At 65.2% G+C, this 13,950-nt stretch carries 13 protein-coding genes; 7 read left to right on the top strand and 6 right to left on the bottom strand.

What is annotated here, in order from left to right; all coding sequences use genetic code 11:
- From NKI22_RS14575 to NKI22_RS14565, 3 genes are read right to left on the bottom strand one after another with little or no spacing between them, the layout of a single operon-like run.
- Entirely contained in the window at positions 1-1,269 is a 1,269-nt protein-coding gene (locus NKI22_RS14575) for a CCA tRNA nucleotidyltransferase (protein WP_352482077.1), read from the bottom strand.
- Positions 1,266-1,898 carry a CoA pyrophosphatase gene (locus NKI22_RS14570; protein WP_023719217.1) on the bottom strand — a complete coding sequence of 211 codons (633 nt, stop codon included), beginning with the start codon at positions 1,896-1,898 and terminating at the stop codon, positions 1,266-1,268. Before NKI22_RS14570 ends, NKI22_RS14575 begins: the two co-directional genes overlap by 4 nt.
- A 13-nt stretch (positions 1,899-1,911) precedes the next feature.
- Entirely contained in the window at positions 1,912-2,541 is a 630-nt protein-coding gene (locus NKI22_RS14565; RefSeq protein ID WP_023719218.1) for a DUF1285 domain-containing protein, read from the bottom strand.
- Positions 2,542-2,686: 145 nt separating this feature from the next.
- Between NKI22_RS14565 and NKI22_RS14560 the strand changes: the two genes are divergently transcribed.
- The 4 genes from NKI22_RS14560 to NKI22_RS14545 are packed head-to-tail and all read left to right on the top strand — an operon-like array spanning position 2,687 to position 9,515.
- A complete protein-coding gene (locus tag NKI22_RS14560) occupies positions 2,687-3,691 on the top strand; it encodes an AAA family ATPase (protein WP_023719219.1) in 1,005 nt (334 codons plus the stop codon).
- On the top strand, positions 3,691-4,605 hold the full coding sequence (locus tag NKI22_RS14555; RefSeq protein WP_352546818.1) for a DUF58 domain-containing protein: 915 nt from the start codon (positions 3,691-3,693) through the stop codon (positions 4,603-4,605). Before NKI22_RS14560 ends, NKI22_RS14555 begins: the two co-directional genes overlap by 1 nt.
- The gene (locus tag NKI22_RS14550; protein WP_352815406.1) at positions 4,602-7,424 is read left to right on the top strand and encodes a DUF4159 domain-containing protein; all 2,823 of its coding nucleotides are present in this window, start codon (positions 4,602-4,604) and stop codon (positions 7,422-7,424) included. Before NKI22_RS14555 ends, NKI22_RS14550 begins: the two co-directional genes overlap by 4 nt.
- Positions 7,425-7,427: 3 nt before the next feature.
- Positions 7,428-9,515: a hypothetical protein gene (locus tag NKI22_RS14545; protein ID WP_352815404.1), complete on the top strand. Its 2,088-nt coding sequence runs from the start codon at positions 7,428-7,430 to the stop codon at positions 9,513-9,515.
- Positions 9,516-9,555: 40 nt separating this feature from the next.
- Here the strand turns inward: NKI22_RS14545 and clpS are convergent, their stop codons facing one another.
- From clpS to NKI22_RS14530, 3 genes are all read right to left on the bottom strand, one after another.
- On the bottom strand, positions 9,556-9,861 hold the full coding sequence (gene clpS / locus NKI22_RS14540; protein WP_023719223.1) for an ATP-dependent Clp protease adapter ClpS: 306 nt from the start codon (positions 9,859-9,861) through the stop codon (positions 9,556-9,558).
- 170 nt (positions 9,862-10,031) lie between these two features.
- Positions 10,032-10,247 (bottom strand): hypothetical protein, encoded by a 216-nt coding sequence (locus NKI22_RS14535; RefSeq protein ID WP_023719224.1) that lies wholly within the window; start codon positions 10,245-10,247, stop codon positions 10,032-10,034.
- Positions 10,248-10,283: 36 nt separating this feature from the next.
- Positions 10,284-10,628, bottom strand: a complete 345-nt coding sequence (locus tag NKI22_RS14530; RefSeq protein WP_023719225.1) for a hypothetical protein — start codon at positions 10,626-10,628, stop codon at positions 10,284-10,286.
- Between the two features lie 236 nt (positions 10,629-10,864).
- Here NKI22_RS14530 and NKI22_RS14525 point away from each other — a divergent pair, with 236 nt between their 5' ends.
- The 3 genes from NKI22_RS14525 to NKI22_RS14515 form a co-directional block, all read left to right on the top strand.
- Positions 10,865-11,581, top strand: a complete 717-nt coding sequence (locus tag NKI22_RS14525) for a response regulator (protein ID WP_023719226.1) — start codon at positions 10,865-10,867, stop codon at positions 11,579-11,581.
- Positions 11,578-12,987 (top strand): ATP-binding protein, encoded by a 1,410-nt coding sequence (locus NKI22_RS14520; protein WP_352815402.1) that lies wholly within the window; start codon positions 11,578-11,580, stop codon positions 12,985-12,987. The genes NKI22_RS14525 and NKI22_RS14520 overlap by 4 nt, the downstream gene beginning before the upstream one ends.
- Positions 12,988-13,064: 77 nt before the next feature.
- The coding region (locus NKI22_RS14515) for an ISAs1 family transposase (RefSeq protein ID WP_352958532.1) at positions 13,065-13,950 on the top strand (886 nt) is incomplete at its 3' end.

Below are 13,950 nucleotides of genomic sequence, written 5' to 3'. Positions count from 1 at the left end.
TTAGGATTGGAGTGCCTCTGCGGCGCGCTTGAGCAGCGCGCCGCGATCAAGCGCAAAACCGGACTCGACCCATTCCTTTTCAAGATTCTTCAACGTTGCACCAAGCTTCGGCCCCGGTGAGGCGCCAAGTGTCGTCAGATCGGCGCCCTTGATCGGAAAAACAGGGCTTTGCCATTTTGCGGCGAAGGCAAGCAGGCGCGAGAAGCCGCCGGCTTCGAGCAGTGCGTCATTGTCTTCGACCGCGCGGGCTCGAGCGGAAGCGAGCGACAGCCGCAACCGATCGACAAAGCCTTGGCGGTCGCCAGAATAGAGCTTTTTCGCCAACTCTCCTTCGGTTGTTTTCGGATCGATGGCAGCTGTCATCGCCCAGTACCGCAGGCGGCTTGCCTCGCTCACGGAAAGCCTCAATCTCTCGGCAAGCGTTTTCATGCGCGCGGCATCCGGCGGCACGATGGCTTCCAGCCTGAGCAGCGGGTCCGGCGCCCAGGCCAGATCCTTCTCGGTCTTGGTCAGCCCGTGGATGGCATCAATGCCCCATTTCTCGCTTTCCGGCAAAACGCCGGTCAGAACGCCGGCCTGGCGCATCCACAGCAGCGCCCGCGACGGATCTGGCGCTGACAGCAATTTCTTCAACTCCCACCAGACGCGCTCGACCGAGAGCTGGTCGAGCCCCTGCTTCAGCCGGGCGCAAGCCTTCAACCCTTCGGCATCCGGCCTGCCGTCCCCATACCAGGCGAAAAAGCGGAAGAAACGCAGGATGCGCAGATAATCCTCGCGGATGCGCGCTTCCGGATCGCCGATGAAGCGCAGCCGCCGCGCTTCGATATCGGCGATACCGCCGACCAGATCGACGACAGTTCCGTCAGCTTCGGCGTAGAGTGCATTGATGGTGAAATCGCGCCGCTCCGCGTCGGCTTTCCAGTCGCGGCCGAACGACACTTTGGCGCGGCGGCCGTCGGTTTCGATATCGGCACGAAGCGTGGTGATTTCATAGGCCTTGCCGTGGGCGACCGCGGTGACGGTGCCATGCTCGATGCCGGTCGGCACCGTCTTGAAGCCTGCCGCCTCGGCGCGCCGGATGGTTTCCTCGGGCACTGTGGTGGTGGCGATGTCGATGTCGGCAACCGGCTGTCCGATAAGCGCATTGCGCACGGCACCGCCGGCGACACGCGCCTCCTCGCCACCGTCGGTCAGCGCGGCGAGGAGGCGCTGCAAGTGGCTTTCGTCGAGCCAGCCGGCCTTGCCCGCGATCGACACCGGATCGCTCACGAATAGAGCCTTTCATAAAGCGTTCGGATGATGCCCGCAGTAACGCCCCAGATGCGCTGGCCGCCATAGGGCATCTCGTAAAAGAACCATTCGAGGTCGTTCCACATGCGGCTGTCCCTGGTGTGGTTGGCGGGGTCCATCAGAAAGCCCAGCGGCACCTCGAAGACGGCATCGACTTCGTCGGAATTCAGCGTCAGGCTGAAACCGGGCCGCACAATCCCGAGCACCGGGGCGATGCGATAGCCGCTGCCGGAGACGTAGTCCGGCATGCGGCCGAGGATCTCGATATGATCCCCATCGAGACCGATCTCCTCGAACGTCTCGCGCAATGCCGCCGCTTCCGGGCTCACATCGGTTGGATCGATGGTTCCGCCGGGGAAAGCCACCTGCCCCGAATGGTTGCGCAGCTTTTCCGCCCGCCGGGTCAAAAGGACCGTGGCCTCGTGGCCATGGTCGACCACCGGGATCAGCACGGCGGCATCGCGCAGCGCCTTGGCCAGTTTCAGCCTGGGATGACCCGGATTGAAGCGGTGGTCGCCAAAATCGTCACCGGCATGCGCCTGCGGCTGCGCCACGACGCGCTGGCGAAACTCGGCGGCGGAAAATGGCACCGGCGTCACCTGATCCATCATAGGCGGTCCATCATGCGCTCAGCCGTTTCAGTTTCTCAGCCGGCATGATCGGATAGACCTCGCCTTTGGAACGGACGGCAAACATCGTCTTGCCGCCGATGTCGATCTCTTCGCCGTGCTCGACCAGCTCGTACATCACTGGCCGCGCCACCAGCGCTTCCAGCCGCCCGCGCACCAGCACATAGGGCTTCAGGCCACCTGTCTCGTCCTCGTCGACGAATCGCAGCGGATGCTCCGCCCCAGCCTCGACCACATCGCCGACATTGGTACGAAAGGTGATGATTTGCCCGTCGCCGGCGCCCGACACATCCATCTCGACGGCGATGAAGGGCGCGTCGGCGACGCGGATGCCGACCTTTTCCACCGGCGTCACCAGATAGGTCTTGCCGTCGTCGTCCTTGCGCAGCACCGAGGAGAAAAGCTGCACCAGCGGCATCCGGCCGATCGGCGTTCCCAGATAGAACCAGGTGCCGTCCTGCTTGATCTCCATGTCGAGATCGCCGCAAAATGCCGGATTCCAGCGTTCCACCGGCGCCGGCCCCTTGCCGGCGCGCGTCGCGCGCGAGACCAGCGCCTCTAGCCCACGCGCCTCGGTCGCGGCCGTCAGGCTCTCTTCACGATGCTCGGCGGCTTCTGTCATGGTCACGAAATAGTCACTGTTGTTCCGCTTGTCAGCCTAAGTCTGTGATTTAAGTTCTTTGCAGGCGCCATGCGAGGCCGAATCGCGGCATTCTGCGGCCCCCAAGGTGCCAAGCGGTATTTCCAACCAGAAGGATCGATGCTGCATGAGCGTTATGATCAAGGAAAGCCCGATCAGCGAAAAGGACATGGTGGCGCAGGCCGAGAAGGCGCTGGCTGACATTTCGAGGGTCCGCGACGGCGTCGGCCGGGTCATCTTCGGCCAGGAAAGCGTCGTCGAGCGCACGCTCGTCGCATTGCTGGCAGGCGGCCATGCACTGCTGGTCGGGGTGCCCGGCCTTGCCAAGACCAAGCTGGTCGAAACGCTGGGCATCGTGCTCGGCCTCGATTCGCGCCGCATCCAGTTCACGCCCGACCTGATGCCATCCGACATTCTCGGCTCAGAGGTGATGGAGCAGGATGAATTCGGCAAGCGTTCGTTCCGCTTCATTTCCGGACCGATCTTCGCGCAACTGCTGATGGCCGACGAGATCAACCGCGCCTCGCCGCGCACCCAGTCGGCGCTGCTGCAGTCGATGCAGGAATACCACGTCACCATTGCCGGCGTGCGCCATGACCTGCCGGCGCCGTTCCATGTTCTGGCGACGCAGAACCCGCTGGAGCAGGAGGGCACCTATCCGCTGCCCGAGGCTCAGCTCGACCGTTTCCTGATGCAGGTCGACATCCTTTACCCCGAGATCGAGGCGGAGCGCCGCATCCTGCTGGAAACCACCGGCATCGAGGATGCCAAGGCCGAAAACGTGCTGCAGCCGACGCGGCTGAAGGACATCCAGACGCTCATCCGCCGCATGCCGGTGCCTGAAAGCGTCGTCGAGGCGATCCTCAAGCTGGTGCGCTCGGCGCGTCCCGGCCAGGGCAACGCCGATACCGACAAGCACGTCGCCTGGGGCCCGGGCCCGCGCGCCAGTCAGGCGCTGACGCTGTGCGCCCGCGCCCGCGCCCTCTATGACGGCCGGCTGGCGCCGTCGGTCGACGATGTCCGCGCACTGGCCGAGCCGGTGCTGCAGCACCGCATGGCGCTGACCTTCGCCGCCCGCGCCGAGGGCACCACGGTACGCGACGTCGTGGCGAAGCTCGCGAAAGGGATTTGATGGCGCGCATCGGTGAAGCGCAGGCACCGACAGCGACGCGCGATGCGCTCGCCAGAGGCCGGTTGCGGGCTTCCCTGGTGCCGGACCTGCTGGTCGAGGCGCGCCGCATCGTCAACACGGTGATTGCCGGCTGGCATGGCCGTCGCAAGCGCGGCATCGGCGAGAATTTCTGGCAGTTCCGGCCCTATGTCGAAGGCGATTCCTCGCGCATCGACTGGCGCCGCTCGGCGCGCGACGACCACACCTATGTCCGCGACCGCGAATGGGAGGCCGCCCATACGGTGTGGCTGTGGGCCGACCCCTCGCCTTCCATGCTCTACAAATCGACCGGAGCCAGCGTTTCCAAGGAGTCGCGCGCTCTGGTGCTGGCGCTGGCCATGGCCGAGCTTTTGTCGCGCAGCGGCGAGCGCATTGCCTGGCCGGGCCTGACCGACCCGTTCACCGCCCGCAATGGCGCCGAGCGCATCGCGGCGCAACTGATGCACGCCGCCGACCTGCCGGCAAAGCCCGACCTGTCCGGCATCCGCCGCTTCTGCGACATCGTGATCGTCAGCGATTTCCTCGACCCGGTTGAGGACACCATAGCCTGGCTGGACGTGCTCGCCCGCCACGGCGTGCGCGCCCATCTGATCGAGGTCGCCGATCCGGCCGAGGAAAGCTTCCCCTATGCGGGGCGCACCGAATTCACCGATCCTGAGACCGGCGACAAGCTGACCGCCGGCCGCGCCGAAATGCTGGGCGAAGAATATCGCCTGCTTTATGCCGCCCGCCGCCAGGAACTGGCCGCGTGGTGCAAACGGCTTGGCTGGAGCTTTACCGTCAATCATACCGACCGCCTTGCCTCCGAGGCGCTGGTGCGCATCCACATGGCGATGACCGCCGAGGGCGCCTTTGCCGGGAGGGCTCGCGCATGAGTTGGCTGCCGCTCTCCTTCGGGGCGCCGATGGTGCTGTGGGGCCTGCTGGCGCTGCCGGTGATCTGGTGGCTTCTGCGGCTGACCCCGCCCAGGCCGCAAACCGAGGTGTTTCCGCCGCTCAGGATTCTCGCCCGCGTGCTGAGGCGCGAAGAAACGCCGCAGCAGAGCCCGTGGTGGCTGACGTTGCTCAGGCTGCTGATGGCCGCGCTTATCGTGGCAGCACTTGCCGAGCCCGTCTTCAACCCGCGCGAAAAGCTGCCGGCCGAGGGCGCTGCCCTGGCGCTGGTGATCGACAATGACTGGGCAAGTGCCGCCGACTGGGGTAAGCGCGTCGCCACCGCCGAGCGGCTGATCGCCGATGCCAATTCGAACGGTGTGCCGGTGCTCATCGCTTTCACCGCCGAGAAGCCGAATGCCGAGATCGGTCCCTTCGATGCCGCTGCCGCGCTCAACCGGCTGCGCGCGGCAAAGCCGCGCCCGATCCCGACCGACCGCCCCGCCGTCTATGCCCGCGTCGCATCAGCCCTGGAGTCGCTGCCGGGCACCAGCGTTGCCGTGCTCGCCGATGGCCTGGCGGCGCAAGGCGACGAAGCCGCCTTCAACACGCTGTTGTCGAAGAACGCGGCACGCGTCGTCTGGGCCGTCTCCGACCGGCTGTCGCTGACCGGCCTGACCGGCGCCGATAACCAGGTCGACGGCTTCGCCCTGACCGCCATCCGCGCACCGGGCGATCCAGCACCTGCACAGGTGACGGCCGGCGCCTTCGACGACAAGGGCCGCCGCATCGCCGACGCGACGCTGACCTTTGCCCCGGGCGTAACCACCGCCACCGCCACGATGGCGGTGCCGTTCGAACTCCGCAACGACTTCGCCTACATCGCGCTCGATGGCGAACGCCAGGCCGGTGCCGTCCGCGTGCTCGATGAGAGCTCGAAACGCCGCCGCGTCGGGCTGCTGTCGCAGGCCGAGGCCGACCAGGCCCAACCGCTGCTGTCGCCGCTCTACTACATCCGCCGCGCCCTGCAGCCCTTCGCCGATCTCGTCGAGCCGTCCAGCGTCGATCTCGCCGATGCCATCCCGCAACTGCTCGATCAGAAACCGGCGATGATCGTCATGGCTGATGTCGGCACCATTCCGGAACAGGCCCGGGAAAGGCTGGTCGACTGGGTCGACAAGGGCGGCACGCTGGTGCGTTTTGCCGGTTCGCGGCTCGCCGCTGCCGGCAATGACGACGACCTGCTGCCGGTCCGGCTCCGCACAGGCGAGCGCTCGCTGGGCGGCGCGCTGTCATGGACGGCGCCGCAGCCGGTCACCGAATTCCCGAAAACCGGCCCCTTCGCCGACCTCGCGCCGCCCACCGAGGTCACCGTCACCAGGCAGGTGCTGGCCGAACCGACGCCCGATATTGTCGAGCGCACCTGGGCCACCCTTGCCGACGGTACGCCGCTGGTGACCGGGATGAAGAAGGACAAGGGTACGCTCGTGCTGTTCCACGTCACCCCCGAGGCGACATGGTCCAACCTGCCGATCTCCGGCAGCTTCGTCGAGATGCTGCGGCGCATCGTGCAACTGTCGCGCAACCAGGGAGCGGCGGTCGCCAATGCCGAAGCCGCCGCCACGTCGCTGGCACCCTATCGCATGATCGCCGCCGACGGCACGCTGGTGCCGCCGACGCCGGATGCCAGGCCGCTGGTGCCCGGCGCCGGCCCGCTGCCGGTGACGCTGGAAAACCCGCCCGGCCTCTACGGCTCCGAGACGGGGGTATTCGCTCACAATCTGCTCGGTGGCGACAGCGCATTCACGCCCCTGGCCCGGCCTGAGATCACCCTGCCGGTCACCACCGTCCAGTATGCCTTCGACGAGCAGCGCAACCTCAAAGGTCCGCTGGTCACGGCGGCCTTGGTGCTGATGGTGCTCGACACGCTTGCCGTATTCTGGATGGGCGGCCTGTTGTCGCGCCGGCCGCGCCGTCCCGGTGCTGCGGCGACGGCAGCCATCCTGCTGATTGCGCTCGGCGCCTTGATTGGCCACGCGGACGTCGCGCGTGCCGACGACGCCAAACCGGGAGATATGGAGGCGATCGGGGACATTTCAAAGACCCGGATCGCCTATGTGCTGACCGGCGAGCCGGGTGTCGACTCGATCAGCCGCGCCGGGCTCGAAGGCCTGACCCGCTTTCTCATCGAAAAAACCGCGCTCGAACCCGGAGCACCGGCCGGCGTCGACATCTCGAAGGACGAACTGTCCTTCTACCCGCTGATCTACTGGCCGATCGATCCCGCCGCCCCGATGCCGAGCGAGGCCGCCATCGCCCGTATCGACGCCTACATGCAGCAGGGCGGAACGGTCTTGTTCGACACCCGCGACCAGTTCGCCAACGGCATTGGTGCGGATTCGACCAGCCCCGCAACGGAGCGGCTGCGCGACATCCTCGGCAACCTCAACGTGCCACCGCTGGAACCGGTGCCGTCGGACCACGTGCTGACCAAATCCTTCTATATCCTTCCAGAGTTTCCCGGCCGCTTTGCCGGCAGCCCGCTTTGGGTCGAGGCATCGCTCGAAGCCAGCAACACGGAGAACCGCCCGGTGCGCACCGGCGACGGCGTGTCCCCGATCATGATCACCGCCAATGATTTCGCCGGCGCCTGGGCGGTCGACGAGAATGGCGACCCGCTATTGCCGACCGTGCCGTCGGATCCGATGCAGCGCATCTATGCGCTGCGCGCCGGCGTCAACATCATGATGTACATGCTGACCGGCAACTACAAATCCGACCAGGTGCACGTCCCGGTGCTGCTCGAACGGCTGGGGCAATAGACCATGAATTGGTCGCTCGCCTTCGAACCGCTCATCACTTGGCCGCTGCTCGCCGTGGTTCTGGTGCCGCTGCTGCTGCTGGCGCTGGTCGGCCTTTGGTTTCGCCAGCGCGGCGCGGTCTTCCGCTTGGCAGCCCTGATTGCGCTGGCTGCGGCGTTGCTCAATCCGGTATTCCTCGATGAAGAGCGCGAGCCGCTGAAAAGTATCGTCGCCGTCGTCGTCGATCGCAGCCAGAGCCAGGATATAGGCGACCGCACCAAGCAGACCGACGCGGCCTTGGCCGGGCTTCAGCAGCGTCTCGGCCGCTTCAAGCAGTTCGACGTCCGTGTCGTCGAAGCCGGCAAGTCCGAAGCCGCCGACGAGCGCACCGAGACGCGGTTGTTTTCCTCGCTCGAAAATGCTTTCCGAGACGTGCCGCCGTCGCGCATTGGCGGCGCCATCATGATCACCGACGGCGAGGTGCATGACGCGCCGCTTGGCGCACCCGACTTCAATGCCCCTCTGCATGCGCTGATTACCGGCAACGACCATGAAAAGGACCGTCGCATCCGCTTCGAGAATGCGCCGCGCTTCGGCCTCGTCGGCAAGCCGCTCGACATGACCTATCGCGTCATCGCCACCAACAACGAAACCGGCCCGGTCGATGTCCGCGTATCGGTCAACGGCGAGCAGGTATCGGTCGAGCACGCCAACATCGGCCAGGCGATGCCGCTGCAGGTGACCATTCCCAGCGCCGGGCGCAACATCGTCGAACTCGCCATCGACCACGAACCGGGCGAACTCACCGATACCAACAACCGCGCCATCGCGCTGATCGACGGCATCCGCGAAAATCTGCGCGTGCTGCTCGTGTCCGGCGAACCACATGCCGGCGAGCGCACCTGGCGCAATTTGCTGAAATCCGACGCTTCGGTCGACCTCGTGCACTTCACCATCCTGCGCCCACCGGAAAAGCAGGACGGCACGCCGATCAACGAGTTGTCGCTGATCGCCTTCCCGACACGCGAGCTGTTCGTCGAGAAGATCAAGGATTTCGACCTGATCATCTTCGACCGCTATCAGCACCGCGACGTGCTGCCGATCCTCTATTACGACTACATTTCCGAATATGTCGAAAAAGGCGGCGCGCTGCTAATCGCGGCAGGCCCCGAATATGCCGGCGAAAGCTCGATCGCCCGCACGCCGCTGATGTCGGCGCTGCCGGCAATGCCGACCGGCGAGGTCATCGACAAGGCCTTCTACCCACGTCTCACCGATACCGGCCAGCGCCATCCGGTCACGCGCGGGCTCGACGGCTCCGCAACCGAGCCGCCGCACTGGAGCCGCTGGTTCCGCACCATCGGCGTCGAGAACCCCGAGGGCGAGGTGGTGATGAAGGGCGCCGACAACCGGCCGCTGCTGCTGCTCGACCGCAAGGGCGAAGGCCGCGTCGGCATGCTTTTGTCCGATCAGGGCTGGCTATGGGCGCGCGGCTTCGAGGGCGGCGGCCCGCATGTCCAGCTCTACCGACGCATCGCCCACTGGCTGATGAAGGAGCCCGAACTCGAGGAGGAGCGGCTGACCGCCGACGGCCGCGGCATGGTGCTTGAAATTCGCCGCCAGACGATGAGCGACGACCCCGGCCCGGCGCAGGTCATCACGCCGTCCGGCAAGGCACTGATCGTCAGGCTCGAGAAATCCGAGCCAGGCGTCTTCCTCGGCAGCGTCGAGACCAGCGAAATCGGTCTCTATCAGGTCGGCAATGGCGACCTGACGGCATTGGCCCATGTCGGGCCTGTCAACGCGCCGGAATTCACCGACGTCGTCTCCACCGAGAACCGGCTGAAACCGCCGGCTGAGGCAACCGGCGGCAGCGTTCGCCGGCTGGCGCCGGCCTCGGCGATTGGCAATCTCACCAGCACTGTCACGCTGCCCTCCATCGTCCCGGTTCGTGCCTCGGGCGCTGCCTCCGGCAACGACTGGATCGGCCTGCGCACCACCGACGACAGCGTGCTCAAGGCCGTCTCGCGCGTGCCGCTGTTCGGCGGCTTCCTCGGCCTCGGCCTGCTGCTTCTGGCGATGGGCTCGATGTGGTACCGCGAAGGACGGTAGTTCCCTTCTCTCTCCCTGCAAACGGGGCGAGGGAGGAGCTCTATTCCTCCGGCTCCGTCGTGAACATCAGCGGGTAGCCCTTAGCCTTGCCGGCATCGGTTGCCCGCGCCGCCTTGGTCTCGGCGACATCCCTGGTGAAGACGGCGACGACACAGACGCCGCGCCGGTGAGCGGTGATCATAACCCTATGTGCCTGGTCTTCACTGAGCTTGAACTCGGCCTTGAGCACCGTCACGACGAATTCGCGCGGCGTGAAGTCGTCATTGACCAGGATGACCTTGTAGAGCTTCGGCCGTTCGACCTTCGGCTTCGTGCTGGTACGGGGTTTTGTCGTGATTTCAGGCATTGGACCGGCAATTGCGTACGACAGCTTTGCGGTCATTTTGACATGGGCAAAAGCGGTCGTCCATTCAACCGCGCGCGATCGGCCGTAGTGTCTGCACGCCAACAAAGATGACCGCTCCAGGCAAATCGCAACTGGAGCGGTCTTCTCATACGGCAGAAGATGTCGCTTGATCAGGCCTTCGGAGCTGCCTTGACCGCGTGCTTCTTGTGCTTCTTGACGGTCTTCTTGGCAGCGACCTTCTTCACGGCCTTGGCCGGCGCAGCGGTCGTCGTTGTCGTCGCAGCCGGGGTGGTGGTCGCGGCATTGGCGCTGCTGGCGCCGAGAACCGGCATCGAGAGGGCCAGCGCGATGGCGAGACCGAGGGCGGAGAGGAGGGACTTTTTCATGGCTTCACTTCCTTTTTGTGCAGATCGGATTGAGTGTCACTGAACGGGATCGATCGGTGTCACTCCAAGCAGCTTCAAAGCGTTCGCGAGCATCCGGATTCCCTGTGCCTGTTTCTTGTTGGCGCAGAACCGGTTTCCCTTTCTTTGAAGTGCTTTCGCCGCGGTGACCTGCGTTGCCGCGGCATGGGTTTCGAGGGCTTCGTCAAACTGGCGGTTCAGATCGATGCAACGCTCGCTGCGGGTGGTCGCCACCTTTGCATCGGCCGCCTTTGAATTGGCCGCCTTTGCATCGGCCAGCTTTGCATCGGCATGTTCGACCGCAGCCGTGACGAGCGAAATGGAAAGCAACGCACCCATCAGACTGATCGAGAACCTTTGCATTGGTCTGTCCGTAATCCCGTAACGCGTGTCGCAGCCGATGACCCGACCGCCACGGCACCACTTATGCCTTTGATTTTTTTCGGCAGTTTTTCCGGATTGTAGAATTTTGTTTCTGGATTGTTTCTGGGCGGCCGGATCAAGCCGCCGATCTCCACTGGCCAACTTATGGCCTGAATTCTATCGTCTGGCTGACGGCCGAAGCACCGCTTGGGCGATCCACAAATGACAGGTTTCCTGTGAAATCCGACCCCCACATACTGATCGTCGACGACGACAAGGGCATTCGCGACCTGCTTCAGGAATTTTTCCAGAAGCGAGGGCTGCATACATCGGTCGCCGCCGACGGCACCGAGATGGAGACCGTGCTGCGCCGCGCCCAGGTCGACCTGATCGTTCTGGACGTCATGCTGCCCGGCAAGAGCGGCCTGGAGCTCTGCCGCGAGTTGCGCGCCAATTATTCGACACCGATCATCATGCTGACCGCGGTCACCGAGACCACCGACCGCGTCGTCGGCCTGGAGATGGGCGCCGACGACTACGTGCCGAAACCCTTCGATCCGCGCGAGCTGCTCGCACGCATTCGTGCCGTCTTGAGGCGTAATGGCACCGCCGAACCACGACGTGCCGCTTCGCGGCAGATCTACCATTTCGCCGGCTGGACGATGGACTGTTCGCGCCGCCGGTTGATGGCGCCCGGCGACGTCAGGATCGAGCTGACGATGGCCGAATTCAATCTGCTGCAGACCTTCGTCAAGAGCGCGCAGCGCGTACTGAGCCGCGAGCAGCTCATCGAGCTGTCCGGCGGCGACAGCGGCTACAGCTTCGACCGCAGCGTCGACATTCTGGTCAGCCGGCTGCGGCGCAAGATGGAGGACGACCCGAAAACGCCGAAGCTGATCCTGACGGTGCGCAGCGGCGGCTATCAGTTCCTGCCTGAGACGACCTCCGAATGAGACGCATTCTGCCGCAAACGCTGCCGGCCTGGGTGCTGCTCATCGTCATCGCCGGCCTGCTGATCAGCCAGATCGCGACCCTCTACATCGTTTCGCGCGACCGTGCCGCCGCCAATGACGTCGTCGATCTCTACCGGCTCAACGACCGCGCCTTCTCGCTGGTACAGCTGATGCATGATGCCACGCCGGAACAGCGCAAGGCGACGGCCTCCGGCCTGTTCAACGCCACTTACGCGCTCACCGTCTCCGGCACGCCCGCCGTCACTTCGTCGATAGCCGGCGACGACGAGCTGGCCGAATTGGAGGACATATTGGTCGGCCGGCTATCGAAGTTCGGCATCACCGACGCGCGGGTCCGCCGCGACCCGGCAACGCACGAAGCCGACGCTCCCGGTGGGACGGTCGCCGGTCCCGATGTTGGCCAGGTCGAGCGCGACCTGCTGGTGCTGGCCGCCGATTTCGCCCAGAGCGACAAGCTGACCGCTTCGCTTCGCTTTGCCGACGGCCAATGGCTGAACTTCACCGAACCGAACACGCCGGCCGGGCCGATACTGAGCTTCGATAGCCTGCCGCTCTATGCCTTGATCGCCGGGCTGGTGGTGGCTTCCTCGATCTGGTCGCTGCGCCGGCTGACGGCGCCCTACCGGATGATGGAGACCGCGGTGAAGCGGATCGGCGAGGACCTGAAGAGCCCGCCGATCGCCGAGAGCGGCAGCCGCGAGGTGCGTACCGCGGCGAAGGCGGTCAATGCCATGCAGGCAAGGCTGCGCGCCTATGTCGAGGACCGCGAGCACCTCGCTGCGGCGCTCGCGCACGACCTGCGCACGCCACTGACCAGGATGCGGCTGCGCCTCGAACTGCTCAGGAATTCGACCATTCGCGCCGCACTGGGGTACGACCTCGCCGACATCGAAGGCATTGCCAGCTCGGTCATCGACTTCGCCACTTTCGAGGTGACCGAGGAGAAGAGCGAGAGGATCGATTTCTGGTCGCTCGTCGAATCGGTCGCCGACGGCTACAAAGAGGTTTCGTTCGACAATGACGATGCGCGCTCGCGCGGCCTGATCTGCATAGCGCGCCCAGTCGCGCTCCGGCGCTGCGTCACCAATCTCGTCCAGAACGCGGTGACCTATGGCAAGAAGGCGCATCTCAACCTGCGCCAATCGGACAGGATCATCGCGCTGGCGATCCGCGACGAGGGGCCGGGCATACCGCAGGCCGAGCTCGACGCCGTGTTCGGCTCGTTCGTACGCCTGGACCAGTCGCGCAACCGCCAGACCGGCGGCCTCGGCCTCGGCCTGACCATAGCCCGCAATATCGCCCGCGGCGCCGGCGGCGAAGTCAGCCTGTCCAACCATCCCGATGGCGGCCTGTTGACGGAGCTGCGCCTGCCGCTGGCGGTTTAGCTTGCGGTATCGGGCTAAGCTGGCGTTCCTTCGCGCCCCCCTCTGTCCTGCCGGACATCTCCCCCACAGGTGGGAGATTGGCTGTCGTCGCCGATTTCGCCAACTACAAACGTTGGAGTGTGAGAGCCGTCTGCGAAACCGCCGATCTCCCCCAAGTGGGCAGGGGAATCGCATATGGCGATTTTGGGGTTGAGTTTAGGCTGAGAAAGGATTCTTTGGAGAGGCAGTTGAGCGAAGGAGCGACTGCCATTTCCTGCCTTGAGAGCTACTTTGGCGCGGTGCCTGATCCACGCGCGCCCAACGCCACGCACCGGCTTGGCGACTTGATCGTGATGATGATCGCAGCAAGCCTGTGCGGCGCCAGCAATGCGACGGAATTTGCCCTGTTCGCGCAGGAGCGCAAGCAGGCGCTGTCGCGGCTGATCGACTATGACGCAGCCCCCAGCCACGACACCTTCTCGCGGCTGCTGCGCCTGCTCGACCCGGAGGCCTTCGGTCGCGCCTTTGCTGCCTTTGCCGCAGCTTTCGCCCGAGCCAGCCGAGAGACGCCCGAGGTGGTGTCGCTTGACGGCAAGGCTTTGCGGCGGGCCTATGAGAAGGGCTTGGCAGCCAGTCCGCCGTTGACGGTGTCGGCCTTCGCCGCCGAGACCCGGCTGTGCCTGGCGGCAGTCTCGCCAAGCGATGGTGAGAACGAAGTCGAGGCCGCGCTCAAGGTCGTCGAACTCATTGATCTTACGGGCCGATTGGTCACCGCCGATGCGCTCCACTGCCACACCCGCATGGCTGCGGCCATTACCCAAAGAGGTGGCGATTACCTGCTTGCGCTGAAGGGCAACCGTCGTCATTGGCTGCGCCGTGCCAACCTGCAACTGGCCGACGCCACCCCTTCCATTGCCGAGCGCACCGAGACCAGCCACGGCCGCAACGAGTGGCGGCAGGCCGAGATCGTGGCGGCGGCCGAGC

It is taken from the genome of Mesorhizobium sp. M0778, assembly GCF_040320105.1.
GTDB lineage: Bacteria > Pseudomonadota > Alphaproteobacteria > Rhizobiales > Rhizobiaceae > Mesorhizobium.
This window is presented reverse-complemented; position numbering and strand designations above follow the sequence as displayed.

Bases quoted from the DNA above. Each gene is read 5' to 3' on its own strand.
- NKI22_RS14560 (WP_023719219.1), top strand. From the start codon at position 2,687: ATGAGCGTTATGATCAAGGAAAGCCCGATCAGCGAAAAGGACATGGTG.
- NKI22_RS14565 (WP_023719218.1), bottom strand. From the start codon at position 2,541: ATGACAGAAGCCGCCGAGCATCGTGAAGAGAGCCTGACGGCCGCGACC.
- NKI22_RS14550 (WP_352815406.1), top strand. From the start codon at position 4,602: ATGAGTTGGCTGCCGCTCTCCTTCGGGGCGCCGATGGTGCTGTGGGGC.
- NKI22_RS14570 (WP_023719217.1), bottom strand. From the start codon at position 1,898: ATGGATCAGGTGACGCCGGTGCCATTTTCCGCCGCCGAGTTTCGCCAG.
- NKI22_RS14530 (WP_023719225.1), bottom strand. From the start codon at position 10,628: ATGCAAAGGTTCTCGATCAGTCTGATGGGTGCGTTGCTTTCCATTTCG.
- clpS (WP_023719223.1), bottom strand. From the start codon at position 9,861: ATGCCTGAAATCACGACAAAACCCCGTACCAGCACGAAGCCGAAGGTC.
- NKI22_RS14535 (WP_023719224.1), bottom strand. From the start codon at position 10,247: ATGAAAAAGTCCCTCCTCTCCGCCCTCGGTCTCGCCATCGCGCTGGCC.
- NKI22_RS14545 (WP_352815404.1), top strand. From the start codon at position 7,428: ATGAATTGGTCGCTCGCCTTCGAACCGCTCATCACTTGGCCGCTGCTC.
- NKI22_RS14520 (WP_352815402.1), top strand. From the start codon at position 11,578: ATGAGACGCATTCTGCCGCAAACGCTGCCGGCCTGGGTGCTGCTCATC.
- NKI22_RS14555 (WP_352546818.1), top strand. From the start codon at position 3,691: ATGGCGCGCATCGGTGAAGCGCAGGCACCGACAGCGACGCGCGATGCG.